Origin of the sequence: Asanoa iriomotensis, from assembly GCF_016862515.1 — a bacterium.
Taxonomy (GTDB): Bacteria; Actinomycetota; Actinomycetes; order Mycobacteriales; family Micromonosporaceae; genus Asanoa; species Asanoa iriomotensis.
Genome location: NZ_BONC01000071.1, coordinates 16874 through 40278, shown reverse-complemented (window position 1 = coordinate 40278; position 23405 = coordinate 16874). Strand labels below are relative to the sequence as shown.

Genomic DNA, 23405 nt, shown 5'->3' with positions numbered 1-23405 from the left:
TTCAGGATCCGGTCAGGGGCCGGCGGCGCCGGCCAGAGCTCCAGCAGGTAGCTGTCGATGGCGGGCTCGTCGTGCGAGCGGACGTCCTTGTCGGCGGCCTCGTCCATGCCACGGGCGCAGAACCGTGTCCGTAGACTGTGGACGGACGGCAGGCGCACCGGTCGGGAGTCCTCGAAAGCCGTCAGCCAGAGGTTGGCCGACGGCGGTTCGAAGGAGACCTCCACGATCTCCTCCCACCGGTCGTCGAGCGGGGGCTCGGTGTCGTGCCAGGTCACGGTGAACGGGACGGTGCCGGTGTGCAGCCCGGTCACCATCGCCAACGCGCCCGGCTCCGCGGCGCCGCACAGGCCGTTGCGCTGGCCACCGGAGGCACGGGAGAGGTCGGGCCCCGCGCCTTCCTCGGTCAGGTTGACGAATCGGTAGTGGACGTGGATCTCACCGTCGAAGAGCACAGTCACCCAGGCATGATGCCCGGTGGCCGGCAGGCCCGCAGACCCGTCGGCGTGCTCTGGTCGGCTGCCCCGTCGCTCGGACGCTGGTGCGGCCGACGCCGGCCTCAGGGCGCGAGGGCGCCGATCTGGTCGGCCGCCTCGATCACCTCGCCGAGCAGGCCGAGCCAGTCGTCCACGTCGGAGCCCTGCAGCCCCACGTCGAGCCCTAGGCCTTGGCCCGCGGCGAGGTAGACCTGGCCCACGCCGAGCTCACGGGCGGTCGCGAGGTCCTCGGCGACCTGCTTGGGCGATCCGCCGAGGAAGGGCCGGCCGTCACCGATCGGCTCACGGGTGACCTGCGTCGGCCAGGGCGCCTGGTTGACCACCGTGAGGCCGGCGGGGTCGCGGCCCGCCTCGCGGGCGGCGTCGTGGAACACGGACACGACGCCGCGCAGTTCCTCCGCCGACGAGGTGAGCGGGAGCACGCCGTCCGCGATCCGGCCGGCGCGCCTGACCGCGGCCGCCGAGGTCGCGGCGAGCAGCACGGGAATGCGGGCCTGGAGCGGCTTGGGGTTCACCTGCGACGGCGTGATCCGGTAGAACTCGCCCTCGTGCCGGACCGGGTCCGGACCCCACGCGGCCCGCATCGCCGACATGAACTCCTCCGTGCGGGCGCCCTTGCGGCTGCGCGACACGTTCGCCGTCTCGAACTCGTGATGCTGCCAGCCCTGTCCCAGGCCGGCGATGACCCGGCCGCCGCTGAACTGGTCCAATGTGGCCAGCCGCCGGGCGAGCATCACGGGCACGTGCAACGGCGCCACCAGGACCGCGGCGCCGAGCTTGATCCGCTCGGTCACGGCGGCGACGTAGCTCAGCGTCTCCAGCGGCTCGTAGACCGAGCCGTAGAACTCCGGCATCATCGTGGGTTCGCCGCCGGTCAACGGCACGACCTCGTGGACCGGCCGGAGCAGCCGTTCGAACGTCCACAAAGCATGGAAGCCAAGCCGTTCGGCCTCCTTGGCAACCTTGACGATCGTCTCGGGCGACGTCTGCGGGCCGGCGGTGGGCAGTGCGAGACCAAGTTCCATGGCTCCCCAGAATCACACCGCCAGACCCGCCCGACCACGTCAATCCGGCCGACAACCACGTCAATCAAGACACCGGCGCCTGGCGAGTGCACGGCGGGTGAGACGCTCTGGCTCGTGGGACACCGCGGCGACCTCGACTCGGACACCCGGCGGCTGCTCGATGACCTGTGCGTGCGGCTGGGCTTCTGCTTGTCGCCCGACGACATTCGCAGCCTGGAGCTGTCACCGCCGGGCGACGTCGATGCGTTCGCCGACGCGGTCTTCCTGGCCGAAGGCATGGGCGACATGAGCCACACCCGAATCCGCGCCCAGGTGCGCGCGGTCGTGGCCCGGCACATGGGTGGCTGGCCGCGGACCGACCCCGCCCGTGCCTAAGCTGTCGATCGTGCGGGATGGCGGTCGTCAGGTGTTTCGGTATCAGGTCGACTTCGGGAGCGGCGAGCGGAACGTCGTGTCGTTGCTCGATCCCGAGTGGGTCTACGAGCACGGGCTGGGCCCGGAAGCGGTGATCGCCGTCCTGCGGGGCGGTGCCGAGGCAGATGTCGTGAGCCCGGCCGACGTACAAGAGAACGGTCCGTTCCTTCGGGTGTTGTCGAGGGCCATCTTCGAGCACGCGGACCGGTGCGACCTGCTTCGGCGCGAGGCGGAGATCCAAGGCAGCGGCTACGTCTACCTGCTGGACGGGCGCACGCCGACGCCCGGCGGGCGCGTGCCGCCGGAGGACATCATCGGCGTCTTCGAAGCACGCGACGGCGCGCTCGTGGCCGGCTCCTATCAACACAACCCGCGGCACCGGCTGTTTACGAACGCCGGCTGGTTCCGCCTGCCCGCCGAGATCGAGGACGCGCTGCAGGCGCGCCTGCGCAGCGTCACCTGGTGATGCCGTCCAGCACCGTAGTCAGGTTGTGGTTGAAGGTGTCCTCCGCGTTGAGGTGGGTGCCGTCGATGACGAGCCGGGCGATGGTGGGGTAGCGGCCCGACTCGAACACGCGGGTGAGGTAGGGACCGAGGCTGGCCTGGAAGGCGGGCTCGTCGGTGCCGGTGGCACGGGCGGTGCGCCGCTCGGTGACCTCTCGGCGGAGCGCGCCGATGAGGTAGGCGTTGAGGGCGCCCAAAGCCCGCTGAAGGTCGTCGATGTCGTGCACGCCGGGGGCCTGGCTGAGCGCCGCCGCGGTCGCTTCGCCCACGGCGAGCGCGTGCGGCCCGAGGTGTGGCCGTCCGCCGAGCAGGTCGGAAAACCATTCATGATCAAGTGCGGCTGCGCGGGTCGTACGCGCGATGGCCAGCACCGTGGCCCGCCAGTCGGCGTGCCGCCCCGCCTCGGCGATCTGCGCGTAGACGGCGTCGACCATCAGATCGAGCAGCTCGGACCTGTTGGTCACGTAGTCGTAGAGCCGCATCGGACCGACTCCGAGCTCCTTGGCGATCTTGCGAAGCGACAGTTCGTCGAGCCCGTGCGCGTCGGCGAGTCGGATCGCCGTGGCGGCGATCTTCGCGCGGCTCAACGGCACCGGCGCCGCCCTCGGCTGGGGCTCGGGCCGTTCCCAAACGGGCACCACTTCGCTAGCGTACGGCGTATCCACAGATACAGCGTACGCTAAGGAGACGGGGATGAGAATCGCGATCGCCGGTGGCGGCCTCGGCGGGCTGACGCTGGCCCGGGTCCTGCATCGGCACGGCATCGAAGCGGTCGTGTACGAGCGCGAGCCGAGCCGCTCCGCCCGCTCCCAGGGCGGCACGCTCGACCTGCACCCGGAGTCCGGGCAGCGGGCCCTGGCCGAAGCGGGCCTCACCGGCGGGTTCCGGTCGCGGGCGCGGCCCGAGGGCGAGGAGCACCGCATCGTCGACCCCGCCGGCCGCACGCTGGTGCACCACACGCCGCAGCCCGGCTCGTTCGCCGGCCGTCCCGAGATCGACCGGAGCGCGCTGCGTGACCTGCTGCTCGACTCGCTGCCCGGCGACGCGGTCGCGTGGCGACACCGGCTCGTCGCGGCGACGCCACGACCTGGCGGCGGCTGGGAGCTGACCTTCGACGGCGGCCACACGAGCGACTGCGACGTCCTCGTCGGTGCGGACGGCGCGCGCTCGGTCGTCCGCTCGCTGCTGACCGACGCGGCAACGTCCTATGTGGCCACCTTCGCGGAGCTGACCATCAGCGACGTCGACCGCCGCCACCCGGACGTCGCCGAGCTCGTCGGCCCGGGGAACCTGTGGTGCGTCGGCGTCAACCAGATCCTGGCGGCACAACGCATCGGCGACGGCAGCGTGCGCGTCGGGATCTCGTTGCGCGCGGAGGATCGCCCGCTCGACACCTTTCGCAGCAAGGGTGCTCTGCTTGACCTCTTCGGTGGCTGGGACCGGAGCCTCACCGCGCTCATCGAGGCCGGCGACGACACGGTGACTCCACGCAGGATCGAAGCGATGCCCGTCGGCGCGCGCTGGTCCGGCCGGCCCGGCATCACCCTGATCGGCGACGCCGCGCACCTCATGCCGCCGGTCGGCGAGGGGGCCAACCAGGCGATGCTCGACGCCGCCGAGCTCGGCCGCGCACTCGCCGCCGACGCCGCCGACCCGGACGCGGCGATCCGCGCGTACGAAGAGGCGATGTTCGCCAGGATCCACCCGATCGCCGACATGTCCGCGCGCGCCCAGGCGATGATGCTGTCCCCAACCGCGGCGGCGGACGTCACCCGCTTCTTCAGCGCCCGACCCTAAGGCTCGTCGGTCAGGCCGGCGCGGACGGCGAACACGGCGAGCTGGACCCGGTTGGCGTAGCCCGTCTTGTTCATCAGGTTGCCCACGTGCGTCTTGACCGTGGTGATGCCGAGGTGCAGCCGCTCGCCGATGTCCGCATTGGACAGACCCGCGCCGAGCAGGCGCAGCACGTCGCGCTCGCGGGCCGTCAGCGGTGCGGCCTGGAGCTGGGCCGGCGCACGCGCGTCGGTGCGGGTGGCCATCGCCTGGGTGACCAGGCGCCGCAACACCGTCGGGCTGAACGGGTTCTCGTCGCGGGCGGCGCGGCGGATGCCGTCGAGCAGCTCGTCCGGCGTGGCGTCCTTGACCAGGAAGCCGCAGGCGCCGGCGGCCAGCGCAGGGTAGAGGTGGTCGTCGTCGTCGAACGTCGTCAACACGGTGATCCGCGACTGCGGGCGCACCCGCAGGATCGCCGTCGTCGCCTCGATCCCGTCCATCCGTGGCATGCGCAGGTCCATCAGGATGACGTCGGGCGCGAGCCGCTCGGCGAGGCGCACCGCGTCCCGCCCGTCGACGGCCTCACCGACGATCTCGATGTCGGGTTCGGCGGCGCACAGCGCGCGCAGGCCGGCCCGCACGAGCCGCTGGTCGTCGACGAGCAGGAGGCGGATGCTCATGCCGACGCCGCCGCGAGCACCGGCGTCCGCCCGGCCGCCGCCGGCAGGACCGCGTGGATCCGCCAGCCCGACCGGCCGGGTCCCGCCTCGAACTCGCCGCCGAGCAGGTGGATCCGCTCCCGCAGCCCGAGCAGGCCGTGCCCACCCGTGGCCGGGCGGCGGGCCGCCGCGGTGCCGTCGTCCGCGATGTCGATCCGCACCGCACCGTCCGCCGTCGCCGAGACGTTGACCGTGGCACTCGCCTGCGGGCCGGCGTGCTTGAGCACGTTGGTCAGCCCTTCCTGCACGACCCGCAACAGCGCGAGGCCGCGCACCGCGTCGAGCCCGGCCACTGTCGGATCCACCGACGCCTCCAGGGACAGGCCGGCGTTGCGGCTGCGGGCCACCGCCTGCAGCAGCAGGTCGGGCAGGTCGGCGGGGTCGAGCAGGGGAGCGTGGGCCTCCTCGTCGAGGGTCGTGGGGTCGCGCAGCACCGCGACCAGGCGCCGCAGGTCGGCGAGGGCGGCGGTGCCGGTGGCATGCACGTCGTCGAGCGCCGCCACCGTCTCCGGATCGGCGTCCGGGTCGAGGTGGCGGGCCACCCCGACGCGCAGCACGATCGACGCGACGTGGTGGACCACGATGTCGTGCAGTTCGCGGGCGATGGCGGTGCGCTCGGTGGCCCGTACCATCGCTTTCTCTGACTCTTGTCGTTGTTCGAGCAGGTTCGCGCGCTGTTGGGCCTCCGCGGTGGCCAGCCGGGCCGCCTTGAGGTGCAGTCCCAGCAGGACCGGCGCGCCGAGCAGGCTGGCGATCACGCCGGTGACGACGACGAAGAACGGCGGCTGCAGGGGCGTCAGCGGCACGTCGACGAAGTTGGCGAACAGCCCGACGCCGGCGGCGAGCACGCCGACCGCGATCCAGCGGCGTCCCCGGCGCAGCGCGAGATCGATCAGCGCCGCGAACGTCGCCAGGATCACCACCACGTCGGCGTGGGTGCCGATCCGGTCGCTGACGACCAGGAGGGCCGACAGGCAGAGGACCATCGTCAGCGGAATCCGGCGCCCGAACGCGAACAGGGCGCCCGCGCCCAGCCCGATCAGCCACGCCCAACCGTCGACCGGGTCGCCGGGCCGGTCGGCCAACGGCAGGTAGGTGACGGCCAGCGCGAGGGGGACCAGGCGCAGCAGGAAGGCGCTGCGCGGCCGCGTGGTGGGGGGCGACACCCGTCGACCCTAGATCGCCAGGCTGGGCGCCCGGATCCTCCTTCGGCAGGAAGGCGCTCCTGCCGAAGGCCGGCGGGACGGGCTTCGTGGCGGACGTCACGGCGCGCGGCGCCGCCGAGGCTGGTCCGCGTGACCACACCATCTGACCTGCTGGCCTTTCTCGACGCCGCGGCCCGCCAGCCGCGGTCCGTGGGCGCGATCGCGCCGAGCGGGCCGGCGCTGTGTCGCCGTCTGGCCCAGATCGTGCCCCGCACGCACGTTTCGACCGTCGTGGAGTTGGGCGCCGGCACCGGGTCCGTCAGCGACGCGATCGGTCGGCGGCTGCTGCCGGGCTCCCGTCACCTGGCGGTCGAGATCGACGAACGGCTCGCGGACCGGCTGCGGGCGCGGCGGCCCGACCTCGACGTCGTCGTGGCCGACGCCGCCGACCTGCGGGCCATCCTCCGCGAGCGCGGCGTGCACCGGGTCGACGCGGTGGTCAGCGGCCTGCCGTGGTCGCTGTTCCCGGCCGCGGTGCAGCAGCGGATCCTGACGGCGGTGGCCGACGTGCTGGCACCCGGCGCCGGGTTCGCGACGTTCGCCTATCTGCACGCACTGCCGCTCGCCGGCGCCCGCGGCCTGCGCCGCCTGCTGGACGACACGTTCGACGAGGTGGTCGCCAGTGCCTCGGTGTGGCGCAACCTGCCGCCGGCGCTCACCTACACCTGCCGCCGCCCGACCGCGCGGTCCACCTGGGCCACCCCGTGCGTGCCGACCGCGTACCCCGCCTGGCTATAGGGCGGCGGTGTCGGCGTCGCCGAGCAGGCCGGTGGCGGCTGCCGTGCCGGCGCTGGTGGCTCGGCCGCGCAGGATCCATTCGAACGTGACGGCGGCCAGCGCTCCGAGGAGCGGGCCGACGACGTAGATCCAGTAGTGGGAGAGGTCGCCGGCGACGAGCATGGGACCGAACGACCGTGCCGGGTTCATCGACGCACCCGTGACGGGCGCCGCCCAGACGGATACCAGGCCGATGTAGCCCCCGACCGCGAGCGCGGCGTTCGGGCCGATGTTGCGTGCGCCGGAGGCGGTGCCGAGGATCACGCTGACCAGGCCGGCGGTCAGGAGCAGCTCGGTCGCCACGGCCACCCAGGTGCCCACCTGCGGGGTGGGCAGCGTGGCGCCGTTGATGATGCCGCCGTACATCCACTGCAGGACGAGCGAGGCGAGGATGGCTCCGGTGAGCTGGGCGATGATGTAGCCGGGAACCCGAACCCACGGAAAGTTGCGGCGTACGGCGAACGCGAGCGTCACTGCCGGGTTGAGATGGGCGCCGGAGATGGTGCCCATGAAGAAGATGATCGCCAGCACCATGACGCCGGGTGCGAGCGCCTTCGTGGCGAGCGTGAGCTGCGTGCCGAAGACGGTCGCCCCGATGACGCCCGCGCCGGCGGCGACCAGCACCAGCAGAAAGGTGCCCCACACCTCGCTGAACAGGCGGCGGTACTCCAGCCGTGGATCGTCGAACTCGGCGGCCGTCCGGTGTTGTCGCTCCGCGCGCCGGGCCAGCCAGGCCATGACCGGCTCGCCCGTGGTGGAGGGATCCCGCTCAGCCATCTGCGCCCCCGTGCCCTGTCGGCCAAGTGAACCACTTCGGCCACACCCGTACCGCCGAAATCCGGCTACCGCCCTTCCAGGATGGTTCTCAGCACGTCGAGGTTCTTCGCCACGGCGTGCTTGACGGGGTGTTTCGCCAGGCCGGCGAGAGCACGTCCCGTGAGCTCCACGTCGTTGACCAGCCGGGTGCCGCCGTTCGCGGGCTCGAGCAGGTAGGTGAGGCTGCCGTCGAACACGCCCAGCCCGCCACGCACGACGAGGCGGCGGTCTGGTTCGTACCCGATGATCTCGAGCGACTCCTCCATCGGGCGCGGCAGCGTGCGGACCTGTCGATAGACGGTGCCGACGCCGATCGGGCCGGCGCCGATCCGGCGGGTCTCGCGGATCGCGTAGTTCCACCTCGGCAGGTTTTCCAGGTCTGACAGGTACGCGAACACGGCGTCTGCCGGACGCCGGATCAGGACCTCATTGCTGAACTGTGCCATCGTCCGCTCCTTGTCTGCCCTGACGTCGGGCGAGTGCCTGGCCGGCCGGGAAGGCGTTGGCGAAGGTTCGCAACAGCGCGAGCGTCGGCTCGACAGGTTGACCGGCGATGAGGTTCTCGATCGTCTGGTGCAGGCGTGCCTCGACGGTGGCGACCTCGCGGGCGAGCCGGACGCCGGCGGGGGTGAGCGTGAGCGTGACGTGGCGCCGGTCGGCCGGGTCGGGATCGCGGTTGATCAGGCCCACCCGCACGAGCCGGTCGACCAGCCGGCTGGGGTTGTCGCCGGTCTCGCAGACCAGCAGCTCACCCAGCCCGCTCATGCTCAGCGGCTGGTGGTCGGCCAGCACCCGGATCGCCTCCGCCTGTGACGGCGTCAGCTCCAGCGGACGGAGGTCGGCGGCGTAGAGGCGGTTGCCCTCGCGCTGGATCGCGAGGATCAGGTAGCGAAGCTCTTCGGCCGGGGTCACGGTCGCACCGGCGCGTGTTCATCGGCCGCGGCGAGCAGGCCGGCGGCATCGGGGTCGTGCGCGGCCAGGACGACGAGGTCGGGATGTTGTTGCCGCAACGCGTTGACCATCCCGACGGTGTGGCGCATCTGCCGCCGGTTGCCGGCACCGGGGATGTCGCCGGCCGCGAGCAGGCGGGCGTCGTAGGTCAGATCGCCGACCATCAGCAACGGCGGCCGCCCGGGCCGGCGCACCAGCATCGACAGGGATCCTGGCGTGTGGCCGGGGGTCGGAAGCAGCACGATGCTGCCGTCGCCGAACAGGTCGTGTCCGGAGTCGAAGGGGCCGAGATCGGGGATGGGCTCGGGCTCGACCTGCTGCCAGCGCAGCCCGGGCAGGGTGATGTGCGAGCGCAGGAAGCCCCGCACCTCGGGCGACGGCCGCATCACCTCCCGCCACTCGGCGGGCGTGGTCACGATGGTGGCGTTGGTGCCGGCAAGCTCGGGAAGGCCACCGATGTGGTCCTGGTGCAGATGCGACAGCACGGCCGTGTGCACATCGGCCACGTCGAGCCCGAGGGCGTGGAGTCTGGCACCGAGGGTCTCGTGGGGTTCGATGGCGAACCTCGCCAGGCGGTCGTAGACGAACCCGCCGAACCCCTTGGGGAAGTAGTCGGCGTCGGTGACCGAGGCGCGGTCCTGACCGGTGTCGAACAGGACGAGCCCGTCACGGTGCTCGACGACGTAGGCGTTGATGGGCCGGGGTGGCGTCCACCGGCGCGAGGTGAGCAGCCACAGATAGAGCGGTTTCCACGTGGGCCCGACGTGCTCGGGGTGGATCTCGACGCTGCCGGTGCTGACCACGGACACGCGTCGGACGGGATCTGAGCTCACGACCTGCCCCCTTCGTGATTGGATGTCGCGTCATCAGATTACACGACATCTAATCGAGTCGCCAACGGCCGTGACCCAGACCACCGATGAGCGTGCGTCAGGTGGCACGCTGCGATGGATCAGCACGAACACTGACCGGAGGAGGAGGTGGGTTGTTGTGGCGAACCCAGATGTGGGTGCGGCTGCCATGTCGCGGGTTTACGTCGACATGGTCGGAGACCTGTTCCACGCGGGCCACGTGGCGCTCCTGCGGGAGGCGCGCCGCCACGGTGACTGGCTGGTCGTCGGCGTGCTGTCCGACGACACCGCGGCCTCCTACAAGCGCCGTCCCATCATGACCCTGGCGGAGCGGGTCGCCGTGATCGAGTCGTGCAGGTACGTCGACGAGGTGATCGAGGACGCCCCGTTTCAGGTGACCGAAGAGTTTCTTGCCGAGCACGGGATCACCACGGTGGTGCACGGCGACGACCTGTCGCCCGAGGGTGCCGAGTTCGTATATGGGTCCGCGGTAACAGCCGGGAAGCTCACGTACGTTCGGCGCACGGAAGGAATCTCCACCACCCAGTTGATCCAGCGGGTGCTCGACGCGGGGTAATAGGTTGGTAAGGGTTCGTCGATCGACACCGTGGTTAGCTGATCCCGCCACGTCACAAGACCGAGTGGGGTTGTCCATGTCGCGGATTGGTCACGGTGTTTCGGTTGCCTGCGCGGTGTTGTTGCTGGCGGGCTGCGGCGCCGGCACGGCGCCCGGATCCGCCGTCGGCGACCAGACCACCGGCCCGTCGACCCGACTGCCGGCATCGACCACGCCCGCGGCAACGCCGACCACCGCCGGGCCGGTGCCGCAGACGCTGACCTTCACCGCGCGGACGGTGGACAGCAAACAGTTTGACGGTGCCTCCTTGTCCGGCAAACCGGTCGTGCTGTGGTTCTGGGCGGCGTGGTGCCCGCGCTGCCGCGCGGCAGCCGACGACGTGGCCCGCATCGACAGGGACTTCACCGACCGGGTCCACGTCGTCGGCGTGGCCGGGCTCAACAGCGGCGAGGACGCGATGCGCCGGTTCGTCACCGACCGGGGCATCGGCGGGTTCGTCAACCTCGCCGACGACGACGGCCAGATCTGGCAGCGGTTCGGCGTCACCACCCAGGAGTACTACGTGCTCCTGGACACCGCGGGCGAGGTGGTCCACAAGGGACCACTGACCCAGGACGAGCTGCGCGAGCGGGTCACCGCCATGGTCGGCTGAGCGACCGTGTTCGACGCCCCGTACGCCCTCGCGTTGGCCGCCGGGCTGCTCGCCGCGGTCAACCCGTGCGGCTTCGCGCTGCTGCCCGCGTACCTGTCCTTCCTCGTCCTCGACAAAGACAACGCCGACGGTGGCGGCCGAGCACGAGCGGTCGGCCGCGCCCTGACACTGACCGCGGCGATGACGGTCGGTTTCGTCGCGGTGTTCGGGGCGTTCGGGTTGCTCGCCGCGCCAGCCGCCGACGCGGCCGCCCGGCACCTGCCGTGGGTGAGCATCGCCATCGGGTTGGCCCTGGCAGCCGCCGGCGGTTGGCTACTGGCCGGCCGGCAACTGCCCACCCTCGGCTTCAAGATCGGCACCGGTCCGGAGGTGACCCGCCGGTTCGGATCCATGGCACTGTTCGGCGCCTCCTACGCGATCGCCTCACTGGGCTGCACCATCGGCCCGTTCCTGGCCGTCGTGGTCGCCGGCTTCCGCACCGACTCCACCACCGCCGGGATCGGCCTGTTCCTCGCGTACGCCGCCGGGATGGCCCTCGTCGTCGGCGCGGTCGCCCTCGCCGTCGCCCTCGCCCGGGTGTCGCTGGTCCGCGGGCTGCGCCGCGCCGCCCCGCTGATCAGCCGCGCCGCCGGAGCACTGCTGCTGGTCGCGGGCGCGTACGTGGCCTGGTACGGCTGGTACGAGATCCGGGTCTTCCGCGACGGCGACACCACCGACCCCGTCATCGACACCGCCGCCGACCTGCAATCCACCGCCGCAAGCTGGCTGGACAGCATCGGACCGGCAACCGCAGCGGTCGCCGTCGCGGTCCTGCTCGCCGCCACCGCGGCGGTGCAGGTGCTTCGCCGAACCCGTCGCTAACCTCTGGATCGCCCTTGGTCGAGTGGCTGATCTCCCGTTGTCTCGTCGTCGATGGGCCGGCCGTACGTCACGGCGTCGAGAACGGCTTCGGGCGCGACGGAGCGGAATTCCGCATCGGGACGCACGCCGAGAGCGTCGTTGACGGTCAGGAACGCGATCCGCAGAGCGACGAACACCGTGATCCCGAAGATCTGGGCATCGTCGTATCCGGCGTCGCGTAACGCCTGCGCGTCTGCCGCGACGGTGTGGTTGGGGTCGCGGGCCACCTTTCGCGCCCAGTCGGCCACCGCGCGCTCGCTGGTGGTCAGTCCGTCGTCATCGCCGCGGAGCACCGCGGAGGCCGTGTGAGCGTCCGTTGCCTCGGCCAGCTTGGATCCCCAGGCCAGCGAGCAGTACGAGTCGCCGGAGGCCGATGCGCAGGCTGCGACGAGGATCCCTCGTTGACGCAGGGTGAGTTCGTGCGCCCTGCTCGTCTGCCGCATCAGGTCGAAGAGGCCGTTCATGGTCGCGGGTGCGTAGGCCCACAGCCGGGAGGCGTTCATCACGAAACCGAGCTCTGTCAGGTCTTCGTCGAACGTACGCCGAGCGTCGGGCGTAATTTCCGGAACGCCGAGGAAGCCGATCGCGCTCATGCCGTCACTGTCCATCGCGCGACCCGGGCTTGCGCGCGAGATAGGTGACGACGTCGATCGAGGCCCGCAGCGGCAGTCCGTCCCGGACGAGCTCGCGGGCCTGGTCGGTCGCCGCCTCGACGAAGGCCGCCTCGCCGACGTGCTGCATCGCCTCGTATGCGGGCCCGGTGGAGGCGAGGGCCCGCGCGAATGTCTCCGGATCGGCGAACTCCCACACGAACGGCACGGTGAGCCGTTCGATGTCGACGAAACCACAGCGAGCAAGGAGATCCTCGCCCACCCCGGGCCGACCGAGCGACACCATCGCGGCTTGGTGCGCCACCCTCGCCGAGTCGGCCATCCGGAACGGCGCCAACGCCCAGGCACCGGGCGACTTCTTGATGTGGCCCCACACTGTGAGCCCCACCCGGCCGCCCGGCGCGAGGACCCGGTGGATCTCGTTCATGGCCGCCGGTGTCGTGCCCCAGACCCCCCGGAAGCTGGTCGCGACGTCGAAGCTCGCGTCTCCCCACGGCAGCGCGTGCATGTCGCCGACGCGGATGTCGGCGTCCGGGTTCCTGTCGCGTGCGATCGCGACGAGTCGGGGCGAGGCGTCGATGCCCGCACACTCGGCTCCCAGCACACGGGCGAGTTCGACGGCGAGACCGGCGCCGCACGCGACGTCTATGAGTCGGTCTCCCTCGCGCACGCCGAGCCGGTGATGAACGGCGACGTACTCGCGGCAGTTGGCTGGTTCGCTGAGGGTCGCGAAGTCGACCGCCTTGCGGCCCCAACCGTCGTCGACCACCTTCCAGGCCTCCTGAGTGCCGTGATCGATTTCCACCTGTCACACCTCGTCAATTCGGATTGGTAGCGCAGCCGCGGACCTGAACCATGCGGCATCGGCGTGTGAGCGAGTGTGTGACGAACCTGGTCGTCCTGGGATGTCGTGGCCGTCGGGCCTAGGCTGGAACCGGAGGCGAAACTGGCTGTCGCCTCACACGGCGGGTCACACGGTGGGCCGGCATGGTCGCTCCGACAGCAGTCAATCAACACAGGGAGAAGTCATGCCGCTCGTCAACGTGAAGCTCATCGAGGGTGTGTTCACCCCGGAGCAGAAACGGGAAATGATCCACCGGCTCACCGAGGCGATGGTGGAGATCGAGGGAGAGGCCCTGCGTCAAGTGACGTGGGTCGTCGTCGACGAGGTCAAGAGCGGCGACTGGGGTGTCGGCGGCAACGGCCTCACGACCGCCGACGTCCACGCGCTTCAGGGACGAGCCTCGGCCGCCGCGTGAGGTTGAGGTTCAAGGGGTGAAAACGCGGGTACGGCTGCTCGGGCGCCCACAGGTCGAGGGCGGCGCGCAGCCGTGCCCGCAACCGCGCGGATTCAAGTCATGGGCGCTCCTGGCCCGGGTCGCCTTGGCGGGGCGGCCGGTCTCCAGACGGGAACTGGCCGGTGAGCTCTTCTTCGCCGCGAACGACCCGCTCGGCGCTCTGCGGTGGTCGCTGGCCGACCTGCGGCGGAGCCTCAATCTGCCAGATGTGCTGCGCGGCGACCCCGTGCGCCTGACACCGGACGAGGTGTGGGTGGACGTCTGGGCCCTCGAGGACGGCTCCCTGCCCGCCGCCGAGATCGGCGGCACGTTGCTGGACGGGGTCGAGCTTCGCAACTGCCCGGGATTCGAGACATGGCTTCTGGTGGCTCGCCCACGCAGCGCCGCCCGCTCGATGGAGGAACTTCGCCAGCGCGCGCTGGACCTGCTCTCGACGGGTGAGGCGGACCAAGCGGTAACGGTCGCCGGACGCGCGGCCAGCCTCGACCCGCTGGACGAGCCTGCCCAGGAGCTGTTCCTGCGCGCACTCGTCACGGCGGGACATGAGGCGCGGGCCTCCGTGCATCTGGCGTCGTGTGAGGCCACGTTCGCCCGCGAGGGGCTGGTGCCATCGCCGGCGCTACGCGCCGCCGCCCGCGGTCCTGGGCCGCGGCACCGGACCGGACTCCGCGCGGGGGTGGTCGCTGGGTCGCTGCTGCGGGCCGGCACCGCAGCCCTCGACGCGGGAGCCGCTGACGCCGGGATCGAGACGCTGCGCCGGGCGGCCGACGAGGCCGAACGCGCACGCGACCTGGCATTGCAGGCCGACGTCCTGCGCGCCTTGGGAAGCGCCCTGGTCCACGCCGTGCGTGGGTTCGACGGCGAAGGGGCCGTGGTCCTGCACCGCGCCCTCACGGCAGCCCGTAGCGCGCAGCGTCCCGCAGTCGCCGCGGAGATCCTGCGCGAGCTGGCCTTCGCGGATGTGCAGGCCGGCCGGCACGCATCGGCCGCCCGCGCACTGCAGGAGGCGGCGCGGCAGGCAGCGACAGTCGGAGACAGGGCATTGCTCGCGGCAATCCTCGCCGTCCAAGGAATGAACGAGGCGGACCGGGGCCGGCATGTCACGGCCGCCGCGTTGCTCACCGAGTCCGCGGAGACCGCGCGTCACACGGGACGCCGCCGCCAGCAGGCGTGGTCCCTCGGCATACTCGCGCGGTCTCTGCTCCTTTCCGGGGACGTCGACCAGGCTCAGAAGGCCGCCGATGCCAGCATCGCGGTGACGCAGCAGGAGCGGTGGAACGCGTACCTACCCTGGCCACAAGTGCTCCGGTCGCAGGCACTGGCCGAGGCCGGCGATTGGGACACGGCCCGCGAGGACGCCGAGAACGCCTTCGCGCTCGCCTGCGAGCTGGGCGACCCGTGTTGGGAGGGCATGGCCGGTCGGGCGCTCGGCGTCATCGAGCTGCACGCCGGCGACCATGCCGCGGCTCATACCTGGATCGCCGACGCCCGGCGGCGCTGTGACCGGGTCTCCGATCGGTACGTATGGGTTTCGGCCTACATCGGACTCGCCGACCTCGAGTTGGCGGTCCGGGAAGGAACCGACGCGGCGGCGCCGGCAGCCGCCCGGCTCCACGACTACGCCGTACGTGCTGACCTGCCCGAATTCCTCGCTTGGGCCCTCGTGCACCAGGCCGAGTCCGGAGACCGCAGCCGGATTCCCCTTGCGCGGACCGCCGCCGAAGGCGTGACGAATCCGGTCCTACAGGCCCGGGTACGGGCGCTGGACAGCCACTTCGGGGGCAGCCCGACCTAGGTTAGTGGCGGTCGGGCGGTCCGGAGAACGCGGAACGCTTCGCGGCCTCGGCGGAGTGCCAGAGGACGGCCCGGTTGATCCGGTCCGGATACCGCTCGATCATCAAGTTGTAGAGTTCGCGGGCGTCGTCGCTGTTGCGGTCGGCGGCCTCCCAGTCCCGCAGGTACTGCCGGGTCGCCTCGATGTTGTCCGGGCCGTCGGGCGCGCCGTCGCGCTTGTGGCCGGCGACCACCGCGTCCGGATGCAGGTCGGCGATGGTGTCCAGCGCGTCGAACCACTCGGCGAGCCCGTCGGCGCCGGCCTCGGAAAGGTAGAGGTGCACGTCGTTGTAGACGCTGTCGCCGGCGGCGACCAGCCCGATCGAGGGGGCGTGCAGCGCGGTCGTGTGGTCGGTGTCCGAGTGGCCGAGCGGCACCACGACCAGTTCCTCGCCCTCCAGGTCGAGAGTGTCGCCGGACAGCCGGTCGGCAACGACGGGGTCGCCGATCTGGTCGGGGAACGCCGCCCGCCAGAAGGGGTCCAGCCAGTTCGGCCCGACCTGCTGTTTCATCGCGTCGACCACCTCGGGCACGGCCACCAGCCGGGCGTCCGGGAACCGCTCGAGCACAGCAGCGGCGCCGAAGAAGTGGTCGCCGTGTCCGTGCGTGATGTAGATCGTGGTCAGGTGCTTGCCGGACGACTGGACCCAGTCGGCGAGGGCTTGGCCCTCCCGGTCCGTCATCAGCGCGTCGACCAGGACCGCGTCGCGGTCGCCGTGAATGAGCGTGACCGCCGTCGGCGACCACATCTCGCGCTTCTCGCCAACCGGCAGGTCCGCGGAAACCACCGGCTTCGCGGGCGCGACATACGTCTCGTACGCAAGTGTTGCCATGACGACTCCCCGTGTTTTTGGCACCTTCTCCCCACGCTTGCACCGATCACCGCGGGTCGTGGCGGAACGGGCTGTCTCAGCGGAACATACGTGGGACGTGTCGGATCACGGAGACGAGGTCAGGATCGCTCTCAACGCGGCTGCGGTCCGGGTGCGCAGGTCGTTTGGGTCCACGCGGCAAGCTGTCAACAGCGGGTCGGCCGAGGGGGCTTCCAGGAGGGCCAGCAGGTAGTGGGTCGTGCCGGTGCCGGCGTGGCCGTGCTCCCGGGCGAGCTCCTCCGCTCGCTTCTCGGCCTGGGACAGCTCGTCGGCCAGGAAGGGGTCGCCGCGGCGCAGCCACTCGGCCTGGGCGGAGATCGCCGCGGGCCCGGGGTCCGGCAGCGGCGCCGCGGCGCACAGCTTGGCCGCGAGCCGGTAGGGGTTGAGCCCGGCGTCGCGCAGCAGGGCGGCTCCCCGGTTGCGGGCCAGCACGGATGGCGTCATCGACACACGCTTCGCCGCCAGGCATTCGTCCGCCCGGAGCAGACCCAGCAGCGCATGGCCGGCACCGGCTACGCCGTGATCCAACCGCACCGCCTGTGCCTTGATGTCGTCTCTCGCGGTGGCCATCGGAGCGGCGACGGTGGAGAAACTGATCATGAGCCGGGCGAACCAGGCGCCGAGGCCGCGACCATCCGCCTTCGCCTCGAGGCCGGACATGAAGGGATCCGGAAACGGCGCCGCCACCTCGTCGAGGGCGACGAGCCGCGTCAACCCCGTGGTGTGTCGCAGGCCGGTGCGGGCGAGGTGGCGGGCGCCGTCGCAGTCCCGCAGCCGCTGCATCGCCAGGAGGAGATGGCTCAGGCCGGCGAAGGTGACATCGCGGACCCAGGCCTCGGCCAGCGTGTCGAAGACCAGCACCCGAGCCGCCGGTGTCCATCGAGGTCGATCGGACCACGGCTCGACCTGCGCCGGCTTGACGAGCGTTAGCCGGCCGGCGCGCCGCCGGACCAGCCATTCCACCTCGCGGAGCGTGGCGTCGACCTCGCTGTCCGGCGGGGCGACGACGTCGACCTCACCGGGACCGTACTGGGGCCGTAGGGGGCCGAGGCCCATGGCCGCGTGCTCGAGCTCTTCGCGCCTCTCCTTGGAGAAGCGGACCGGCAGCGCGGGCTGCCGGACGGCCTGCGCCAGCACGTCGAAGCTGCCGGCCGGCGAGCCCCGGCGGTAGGCAGCCGCGTAGGCCCGGCACAGCACCTCGGTGACCTGCGCACCGAACCCGACCCATCGAGCACCGGCCATGGCGACCCCCTGGGCCCACGGTAGGCGGTGGTCGCCATCCCGATCAGCGGGCGAGGGACTCCAGCATGATGCTGGCCGCCTTGAGCCAATCACCTCGCGACGCCGCGTTCGCTCGGGCGGTCGACCATCACCTCATCGGCGGTGCCGGCGACGTCGCCGCGCGACTGGGGCGATCAGACATCCGGACCTGCCGCTGTGCGCCTGCGGTCAGCCACGTGCCGCTTCTTAGTTGCTCAGCCCGGTCTTCGCCGGTCGTATCATCGCCGATGAAGGTCGACCGGATCAGGGATGTCGACCGTGAGGTCCCCCTCCCGGAAGTGTGGCGGCCGACCCTGGCCGCGATTGTCGACTCCGCACCCGCATCAGCGAGAGGGGCCTCCGGTAGGGACGGTGTCTCGCGACGTCGGCGGCCGCCTTCGCCGCGGCTTCGCTGCGTTCGTAGGCCGCGAGCACGAGGGCCCGCTCGTCGACCGCGCGGCGATGGTTGCGCACCGCCCGGGTGCGGCTGATCCAGGTGGTCGGCCGCTCCCGGTCGATGACGGCGTCCTCGAGCTCCCGGGCCCGGGTGACGATCAGCTTGTCCATGTCCGCATGACCCCGAGCTGGGCCAGGAAACCGAGCACCCCGCCGCCGGGTGGGTTCTCGGCCCGGTCGACCCGTTCTTCGAGGATGCCCAGGCGGGCGTCCTGCATGTTCTCGCAGGCGAGGAATGCGCACTCGGCCATGAAGTCGCACTGCGCCTCGTCGGCCCGGGCCAGCTCGTCGATCCAGTCCTCCAGCAGGACCCGGATATAGCGGCTCTGGTCGGCCTCGGTCCAGACGTCGCGGCAGGCATCGATCATCCGCAACTGCCGGATCGCCGATGTGACCGCCGCGTTGACTTCCTCGTCCGCGCCCATGCGAACACCGTCCCGACCGTGGTGGTCGAGCCACAAGGCATCGGTCGACTACCGGACCTGACGCGTTTCCTTCCGGTGTCCGGCCGTGTCCGCGTCCGTTCGCGGACACGGCCGTCCGGGCATCAGCGCGTCTTGGACTTCACGTAGTCTCCCCAGCCGTCGCTGAACTGGGCGAAGCTCACCCCGAGCACGTCCCGCATCGCCTCGCCGTCGGTCTTGCCGCGATAATGCGCCTCGACGAACGCGTACACCTTTGGCTCGCCGTATTTCTCGGCGATGTAGCTGATCGCCGAGTGGGCGAGCCAGTAGTGGTAGTTGACCTGTTCCGCGTTGCCACCCCAGAGGTAGGTCTGTGGCAGCGGCAGGTCGTAGTTGAGCTTGCGCAGCATGCTGCGGCCGCTGGCCGCCCGGTCACTCTTCGTCCACGACTGGCGGGCGTGACCAAGGTATTCGGCGAACCCTTCCGTCACCCAGGTTTCCAGGTCGCGCCCGGTCTGCTTGGCGAAGCCCGCGACCATCGAGTGCGCCAGCTCGTGCCGGAAGATCTCATCCGGCCCACCGCGCTGCCCAGGCTTGAAGAACGTCGACTTCACGTCGATCACGACCCGGCTGCCGGCGACGTCGAGATCCTCCGGCGGCTCTTCTCCATCCGTGTAGACCCGATGTGGCGGAAGCGAGATGGACACGCCCGACTCGGTGATCGGCTCCGTGGTGGTTCGGAACATGGAGCCGAGCTCCTTCTGGCCCTTGACCAGCGCGATGACGTACCCCTTCGGGATCTTGTCGGAACCACCGGCGTCGCGCCATGCGGCGGCGTTGGCCGTGGCGGCCCGTTCGGCGATCGGGGCGTATCGCTGCGCCTCCGCCCGCAGCGATGCGTCGACGATGACCAAGGTGTGCGGCGTGCGTTCGACGTGGATCGCGCGCCATTTGTCCCAGGGTGCGACGTAGTGCGGCGACCCGGTCCGGAGATCCTTGGGCGGGTCGGTCGACGTGATCGTCAGCGGGCCGCCCTTCTCCTTCTGGAGCACACCCCAGTAGAAACGTTGCTCCAGCAGCGCGGTGTCGTAGTCGCCGATCCGGTGCAGGAACAGCACGGTCATGCTGAACGAGTGGCCCGCACCGACCGGCGTGAACTCGGTCTTCGAGCCCGGCTTGAACACCGACTCCTGGAACGGGATTTTGGCGTAGTTGTGGAACAGGCTGGTCTGCTGGGCGACGAGCTTCTTGTTCGCGGGATCGGACAGCGCGAGGAACGCCTTGAGATCACGGCCTTCGAGCGCCTTCTCGTACGCCGCGAGCAACGCGTCGATCTCCTCGTTCTTGACCGGGTAGAGCCGGTCGAGCCGCTCGTTGCGCTCGGCGCTCGCCTTCTGCTCCTTGGCGACCAGGGCGTACCCCAGGCCACCGCAGGCGAGCAGGGCAAAGGTCAGCACCGAGCCGATCGTCACCCAGAGCCAGCGCAGGGACTTCTTCTTCGGGGGTACGGGCGGCGGCCCATAGCCGGCGACCTGCCCGTACCCGGCCGGCGGTCCGTAAGGGTTGGGCGGCCCGTACGGCGGCGGGCCGGCGGGGGGTGGACCCTCGGTCATCTCGCATCCTCACTGTGCTGCGTTCGTCCCTTTTAGACGAACGCGGCGGATTTTACTGAGAACGCTGATCGGTCGCTGCCCCGTCGAACGCTGTCCACGTTGGTCGCTCGGCGGGTTGTTATGGATTACGCCGAATGTTGAATCGCCACAACCTGCGGATCGCTGCTCGGGAATGCGGCTGGCAGGCCCGGGATGCTGATAGTCCGCTGGATCATCTGGGTGAGGAAGTTTACGACACCAAGCGGAAACTCAGACCAATCATCATTGCGGCCGAAAACTACAATTGGCCAGGATTCGGGATCAGGAGAATCAACCTTCCAATAGAACTGGTCCCCTGACAGGGATTCTCCCCAGCACAACAACCCTCCGGGGTTCTGGGTATGGGGCGTACCCGTCGCTCTCATTCACCTCCCAGAGGTCCCTGAGCGACTCGGATCTCCTGAATGAACCGGTGGCAAAGGCTGCCTCGGAACCAGGCTTCGGGAGCGTGACCAATAGGAAGTCGTCGACTATCAACGTAGGGTACGCCTCCCCAAGCTCCCGGTAGTCACTTGGAAGGGGAGTTCCCAACTCCCTCTCCACCGTCTGCCAGTTGACCCGCCGCGCAGACGGAGCTCGCCATCGCAACATTGACGGCACGGCGGCTTCCAGATCTTCGATGCCTAGCATGTCTTCTGCCATTGTTGAGTCTGCTTGCGGGGACGGCGGCGTTCGTGACTCAGATACCGAATCGGCTTGCCGAGGGACTCCGCGTAGGCGATCTCCCGTCGGGTTGACTCACCCAGGTAGCCGCCCGGGTCCACGATGTACACCTCGTCAGCCAGGCGAATCTTTTGGAGGTGCACGCGGCCAAGCCGGCCCTTCAGGTCCGAGCTGTCGACTGTCCAGTCGTAGTCCGGCAGATCGGGGAGGCTGAACATGCCGAGGCTGATCACGACGCAGCCTTCCAGCGTGAGCCGCTGGTTGACCTCCGCGAACTCAGCTTCGAACCTGGTCGAGCCGCAGAGCGTGATGACCTTCGCGTCACCCTCGGCCGACTGCGGCGCCTGCTGGTCCTCCATGCCGCTGTGCGGGTGGGCGTTCACTCAGTCGCTCCTGGGCCGTGTGTAATCGGATCGCGCAGCACCGACGGTATCGGTAGGTTCCGGGTTCGTGGTTGTTCGGGTGCTCTGGCTTTGCGGTGCCGATGCTGCGGGCAAGTCGACGGTCGGCTGGGAGATCTACGACCGCCTGACCGGCAACGGCAGCGCGGCGGCTTATCTGGATATCGACTACCTCGGCTTCTGCACCCCGCAGCCAGGTGGTGATCCGACCTGGCTCGTGGAACGCAACCTTGCGGCGATGTGGGCGACGTTCGCCGAGGCCGGCGCCAACTGGCTGGTCGCGGCCGGCGTCGTGGTGACGCGTCAGCAGTGGCAGCGCTACGCTTCAGCCATCCCGAACGCACAGGCCATTCTGTGCCGGTTGCGGGTCACACCCCAGACGCAGGCCGACCGGATCACTCGCCGTGGCGTCCTCGAGGCCGGCGACGGCGGGACCGACGACGACATGCTGGCCGGACTGCACGCCTACGCACAGCGGTCGGCCGAGTTCGCGGCAAAGCTCGAAGCCGACGACTTCGCGGACTTCACCGTGGACACCGATGGAATCCCGATCAAGGCCGTCGCTGACCGTGTGCAGGCCCGAATCGCCGCGAACGGCTGGGACCTGCCCCTCACCTGACGGGGCTAACTCTGGATGCCAGCGGTACGCCGATGCGCGCGCGACGCGGACGTGTACGCGGGCGATCAATCGGAGCGCAGGGGTCGCTGGGTGGGCAGTTGGTGTGGGGAATGCCGTCGCTGCGCGGCATGGCAACGATCTGCCATGCCGCGCAGCGTTCGTCGGCTACCCCGATGTCACTTGCCGGGAAGCTGCTCGAACGTGCCCTCGGGGCGTTCCACGGTCACCGGGCTGCCGTAGTCGGACAGCTCCAGCGTCCCGTCGAGCACGGCGGTTTCCGTAGCCAACCGCAGGGTGGCCCGGTAGACCACCTTCGCCACGCGATGGTCGGGGCCTACTGTCACGTCGCCGATCATGTTGCCGCTCGTGAGGCCTTTGCGTCGCGGGATGGCAACCTCGAAGTGGTACGTATCCGGGCCGGTCTGGCTGATCCTGGCGCCGGACTGGGTGAGGGTGTCGAACAGCTGCTGTGGGTCCGCGGAAACGGCAACCACGCCGGTCTTGGGATCCCAGGACAAGCTCGTGTACTTCTTGTCCGGGTCGTGGTTCCAGTCCACGCGCTCGTCCGGGCTCGGTGCCGGCTTGCGTCGATCCGAGGGTTGGTCGATGGGGCGCAGGTGGGCGATGTCGGCGGTGTACAGGTCGCCATCGACCAGCCGCTCCTCGTACCAGGGCGGCGCATCGCCGGCCGCGATGCGCACGTAGCCGGTTGCCGTGGCAGGGTCGAAAGCCCCCGTGATCACCATCGATGGGCTGCCTGGCTGACTCCGGGGGATGATTGTGTTCTTCACCCGGTAGCTGGTGCCCTGGCTGGCGGCGACCGCGGCGGCCAGGCGGAGTTGTGGTGATTCGGCGCCGGCTGCCGACGGCCGGCCGGGGGTGGCGCTCGGCCCAGCGCCACCGGTGGTGAGCACGCCGGCCATCAGCGCGCCGGCCAACCCGACCACGCCGACCGCGTACCCGGTCCGCGTCATCGTCGTGCGACGCTGCTGCCTGCGCACCGTCGGGCCAACGACGTCGGTGGTGAGAGCGACGCCCGCGACCCGTTCACGCATCCCCTCGGTCAGCTGTTCCTCGATGTAGTTCGTCATCACCCAGCTCCATTCCATGCCTGGGCGTCCTCGGTGGCCCAGGCAGCTGTGAGCTCACGCAGGCGGGCAAGCCCGCGCGAGGCGGTGGACTTGACAGTTCCGACCGAACACCCGAGCATCTCGGCGGCCTCGGCTTCGCTGAGTTGCTCCCAATAGCGCAGCACCAGCACCGCGCGCTGCCGGGGCGGCAGGGTGGCTAACGCCTGCACGAGCGCATGCCGCAGGTGTACGGCGTCGGTCCCGTCCGGCTGCCCGGGCGGTTCCACCTCCGCCAGCACCTCCGGCCGGCGCCGCCGTGCGCGCCACTGGTCCACCGCGAGGTGGTACAGGGTTCGGCGCAGGTAACCTTCCTTGTCGCCGTGCACCCGGCTCCAGTGACGCACCAGCCGTTCCAGAGCCGCCTGTAACAGGTCCTCGCCCGCTGCCCGACTGCCGGTCAGCAGGACCGCCGTGCCGAGCAACGCGCTGCCCCGCTCGGCAACGAGGGCATCCAGCCCCTCATAGCTGTTCTTCCAGCGCACCCGGGTTCTCCTTCCGTCGCTGGCAAGGACGACGGGGCCACGCGAAAGGTTGACCGGTGACCACCA

The 23405-nt window shown here is 70.5% G+C and carries 29 protein-coding genes; 10 read left to right on the top strand and 19 right to left on the bottom strand.

Annotated elements, in window-relative coordinates; all coding sequences use genetic code 11:
• Nucleotides 1-458: hypothetical protein (locus tag Air01nite_RS33755; protein WP_203707427.1), on the bottom strand; the 458-nt coding region annotated here is incomplete at its 3' end.
• A 98-nt stretch (nucleotides 459-556) separates the two neighbouring features.
• Nucleotides 557-1519, bottom strand: coding sequence for a TIGR03619 family F420-dependent LLM class oxidoreductase (locus Air01nite_RS33750; RefSeq protein ID WP_203707426.1), 963 nt, complete (start codon nucleotides 1517-1519; stop codon nucleotides 557-559).
• 114 nt (nucleotides 1520-1633) lie between these two features.
• On the opposite strand from Air01nite_RS33750, the gene Air01nite_RS33745 reads away from it, so the two are divergent.
• A complete protein-coding gene (locus Air01nite_RS33745) occupies nucleotides 1634-1894 on the top strand; it encodes a hypothetical protein (RefSeq protein ID WP_203707425.1) in 261 nt (86 codons plus the stop codon).
• Between the two features lie 31 nt (nucleotides 1895-1925).
• Nucleotides 1926-2399, top strand: a complete 474-nt coding sequence (locus Air01nite_RS33740) for a hypothetical protein (protein WP_203707424.1) — start codon at nucleotides 1926-1928, stop codon at nucleotides 2397-2399.
• Here Air01nite_RS33740 and Air01nite_RS33735 read toward each other — a convergent pair.
• Nucleotides 2389-3078: a TetR/AcrR family transcriptional regulator gene (locus Air01nite_RS33735; protein ID WP_239091152.1), complete on the bottom strand. Its 690-nt coding sequence runs from the start codon at nucleotides 3076-3078 to the stop codon at nucleotides 2389-2391. The two genes, Air01nite_RS33740 and Air01nite_RS33735, sit on opposite strands and share 11 nt — an antisense overlap.
• Nucleotides 3079-3130: 52 nt before the next feature.
• Here Air01nite_RS33735 and Air01nite_RS33730 point away from each other — a divergent pair, with 52 nt between their 5' ends.
• Entirely contained in the window at nucleotides 3131-4234 is a 1104-nt protein-coding gene (locus Air01nite_RS33730; protein ID WP_203707422.1) for an FAD-dependent oxidoreductase, read from the top strand.
• Here the strand turns inward: Air01nite_RS33730 and Air01nite_RS33725 are convergent.
• Nucleotides 4231-4890 carry a response regulator gene (locus tag Air01nite_RS33725; RefSeq protein WP_203707421.1) on the bottom strand — a complete coding sequence of 220 codons (660 nt, stop codon included), beginning with the start codon at nucleotides 4888-4890 and terminating at the stop codon, nucleotides 4231-4233. The two genes, Air01nite_RS33730 and Air01nite_RS33725, sit on opposite strands and share 4 nt — an antisense overlap.
• Complete coding sequence (locus tag Air01nite_RS33720) at nucleotides 4887-6095, bottom strand: sensor histidine kinase (protein ID WP_203707420.1); 1209 nt, start codon at nucleotides 6093-6095, stop codon at nucleotides 4887-4889. Before Air01nite_RS33720 ends, Air01nite_RS33725 begins: the two co-directional genes overlap by 4 nt.
• A gap of 129 nt (nucleotides 6096-6224) precedes the next feature.
• Here Air01nite_RS33720 and Air01nite_RS33715 point away from each other — a divergent pair, with 129 nt between their 5' ends.
• Entirely contained in the window at nucleotides 6225-6872 is a 648-nt protein-coding gene (locus Air01nite_RS33715; protein ID WP_203707419.1) for a class I SAM-dependent methyltransferase, read from the top strand.
• On the opposite strand, the gene Air01nite_RS33710 is transcribed toward Air01nite_RS33715, so the two are convergent.
• From Air01nite_RS33710 to Air01nite_RS33695, 4 genes are all read right to left on the bottom strand, one after another.
• Nucleotides 6867-7688, bottom strand: a complete 822-nt coding sequence (locus Air01nite_RS33710; protein ID WP_203707418.1) for an MIP/aquaporin family protein — start codon at nucleotides 7686-7688, stop codon at nucleotides 6867-6869. The two genes, Air01nite_RS33715 and Air01nite_RS33710, sit on opposite strands and share 6 nt — an antisense overlap.
• Before the next feature lie 65 nt (nucleotides 7689-7753).
• Nucleotides 7754-8173, bottom strand: coding sequence for an SRPBCC family protein (locus Air01nite_RS33705; RefSeq protein ID WP_203707417.1), 420 nt, complete (start codon nucleotides 8171-8173; stop codon nucleotides 7754-7756).
• Nucleotides 8154-8639, bottom strand: a complete 486-nt coding sequence (locus Air01nite_RS33700) for a MarR family winged helix-turn-helix transcriptional regulator (RefSeq protein ID WP_203707416.1) — start codon at nucleotides 8637-8639, stop codon at nucleotides 8154-8156. Before Air01nite_RS33700 ends, Air01nite_RS33705 begins: the two co-directional genes overlap by 20 nt.
• Nucleotides 8636-9487 carry an MBL fold metallo-hydrolase gene (locus tag Air01nite_RS33695; RefSeq protein WP_239091151.1) on the bottom strand — a complete coding sequence of 284 codons (852 nt, stop codon included), beginning with the start codon at nucleotides 9485-9487 and terminating at the stop codon, nucleotides 8636-8638. The genes Air01nite_RS33700 and Air01nite_RS33695 overlap by 4 nt, the downstream gene beginning before the upstream one ends.
• Before the next feature lie 211 nt (nucleotides 9488-9698).
• Here Air01nite_RS33695 and Air01nite_RS33690 point away from each other — a divergent pair, with 211 nt between their 5' ends.
• The 3 genes from Air01nite_RS33690 to Air01nite_RS33680 all read left to right on the top strand — a co-directional run bounded on the left by Air01nite_RS33690 (nucleotide 9699) and on the right by Air01nite_RS33680 (nucleotide 11619).
• Nucleotides 9699-10106 (top strand): adenylyltransferase/cytidyltransferase family protein, encoded by a 408-nt coding sequence (locus tag Air01nite_RS33690; RefSeq protein ID WP_203707414.1) that lies wholly within the window; start codon nucleotides 9699-9701, stop codon nucleotides 10104-10106.
• A 76-nt stretch (nucleotides 10107-10182) separates the two neighbouring features.
• The gene (locus tag Air01nite_RS33685) at nucleotides 10183-10758 is read left to right on the top strand and encodes a redoxin domain-containing protein (protein WP_203707413.1); all 576 of its coding nucleotides are present in this window, start codon (nucleotides 10183-10185) and stop codon (nucleotides 10756-10758) included.
• Nucleotides 10759-10764: 6 nt separating this feature from the next.
• On the top strand, nucleotides 10765-11619 hold the full coding sequence (locus Air01nite_RS33680) for a cytochrome c biogenesis CcdA family protein (RefSeq protein ID WP_203707412.1): 855 nt from the start codon (nucleotides 10765-10767) through the stop codon (nucleotides 11617-11619).
• On the opposite strand, the gene Air01nite_RS33675 is transcribed toward Air01nite_RS33680, so the two are convergent.
• Both Air01nite_RS33675 and Air01nite_RS33670 read right to left on the bottom strand, forming a co-directional pair.
• Nucleotides 11616-12251, bottom strand: a complete 636-nt coding sequence (locus tag Air01nite_RS33675) for a carboxymuconolactone decarboxylase family protein (protein WP_203707411.1) — start codon at nucleotides 12249-12251, stop codon at nucleotides 11616-11618. The genes Air01nite_RS33680 and Air01nite_RS33675 overlap by 4 nt on opposite strands.
• 4 nt (nucleotides 12252-12255) lie before the next feature.
• The gene (locus Air01nite_RS33670; RefSeq protein ID WP_203707410.1) at nucleotides 12256-13074 is read right to left on the bottom strand and encodes a class I SAM-dependent methyltransferase; all 819 of its coding nucleotides are present in this window, start codon (nucleotides 13072-13074) and stop codon (nucleotides 12256-12258) included.
• Nucleotides 13075-13297: 223 nt separating this feature from the next.
• Between Air01nite_RS33670 and Air01nite_RS33665 the strand changes: the two genes are divergently transcribed.
• On the top strand, nucleotides 13298-13528 hold the full coding sequence (locus Air01nite_RS33665; RefSeq protein WP_203707409.1) for a tautomerase family protein: 231 nt from the start codon (nucleotides 13298-13300) through the stop codon (nucleotides 13526-13528).
• A 16-nt stretch (nucleotides 13529-13544) separates the two neighbouring features.
• On the top strand, nucleotides 13545-15362 hold the full coding sequence (locus tag Air01nite_RS33660) for an AfsR/SARP family transcriptional regulator (RefSeq protein ID WP_203707408.1): 1818 nt from the start codon (nucleotides 13545-13547) through the stop codon (nucleotides 15360-15362).
• Nucleotide 15363: 1 nt separating this feature from the next.
• On the opposite strand, the gene Air01nite_RS33655 is transcribed toward Air01nite_RS33660, so the two are convergent.
• The 6 genes from Air01nite_RS33655 to Air01nite_RS33630 form a co-directional block, all read right to left on the bottom strand.
• Nucleotides 15364-16233, bottom strand: coding sequence for an MBL fold metallo-hydrolase (locus Air01nite_RS33655; RefSeq protein ID WP_203707407.1), 870 nt, complete (start codon nucleotides 16231-16233; stop codon nucleotides 15364-15366).
• A gap of 105 nt (nucleotides 16234-16338) precedes the next feature.
• Nucleotides 16339-17514, bottom strand: coding sequence for a Clp protease N-terminal domain-containing protein (locus Air01nite_RS33650; RefSeq protein WP_203707406.1), 1176 nt, complete (start codon nucleotides 17512-17514; stop codon nucleotides 16339-16341).
• Nucleotides 17515-17796: 282 nt separating this feature from the next.
• On the bottom strand, nucleotides 17797-18099 hold the full coding sequence (locus Air01nite_RS33645; protein ID WP_203707405.1) for a hypothetical protein: 303 nt from the start codon (nucleotides 18097-18099) through the stop codon (nucleotides 17797-17799).
• Nucleotides 18087-18413 (bottom strand): hypothetical protein, encoded by a 327-nt coding sequence (locus Air01nite_RS33640; protein WP_203707404.1) that lies wholly within the window; start codon nucleotides 18411-18413, stop codon nucleotides 18087-18089. Before Air01nite_RS33640 ends, Air01nite_RS33645 begins: the two co-directional genes overlap by 13 nt.
• Nucleotides 18414-18535: 122 nt before the next feature.
• A complete protein-coding gene (locus tag Air01nite_RS33635) occupies nucleotides 18536-20005 on the bottom strand; it encodes a hypothetical protein (RefSeq protein WP_203707403.1) in 1470 nt (489 codons plus the stop codon).
• 662 nt (nucleotides 20006-20667) lie between these two features.
• Nucleotides 20668-21090 carry a hypothetical protein gene (locus tag Air01nite_RS33630; RefSeq protein WP_203707402.1) on the bottom strand — a complete coding sequence of 141 codons (423 nt, stop codon included), beginning with the start codon at nucleotides 21088-21090 and terminating at the stop codon, nucleotides 20668-20670.
• A 67-nt stretch (nucleotides 21091-21157) separates the two neighbouring features.
• On the opposite strand from Air01nite_RS33630, the gene Air01nite_RS33625 reads away from it, so the two are divergent.
• Entirely contained in the window at nucleotides 21158-21727 is a 570-nt protein-coding gene (locus tag Air01nite_RS33625) for a nucleoside/nucleotide kinase family protein (protein ID WP_203707401.1), read from the top strand.
• Nucleotides 21728-21903: 176 nt separating this feature from the next.
• On the opposite strand, the gene Air01nite_RS33620 is transcribed toward Air01nite_RS33625, so the two are convergent.
• Both Air01nite_RS33620 and Air01nite_RS33615 read right to left on the bottom strand, forming a co-directional pair.
• The gene (locus Air01nite_RS33620; RefSeq protein WP_203707400.1) at nucleotides 21904-22818 is read right to left on the bottom strand and encodes a hypothetical protein; all 915 of its coding nucleotides are present in this window, start codon (nucleotides 22816-22818) and stop codon (nucleotides 21904-21906) included.
• Nucleotides 22818-23339 carry a SigE family RNA polymerase sigma factor gene (locus tag Air01nite_RS33615; RefSeq protein WP_239091150.1) on the bottom strand — a complete coding sequence of 174 codons (522 nt, stop codon included), beginning with the start codon at nucleotides 23337-23339 and terminating at the stop codon, nucleotides 22818-22820. The genes Air01nite_RS33620 and Air01nite_RS33615 overlap by 1 nt, the downstream gene beginning before the upstream one ends.
• Between the last annotated feature and the right edge of the window lie 66 nt (nucleotides 23340-23405).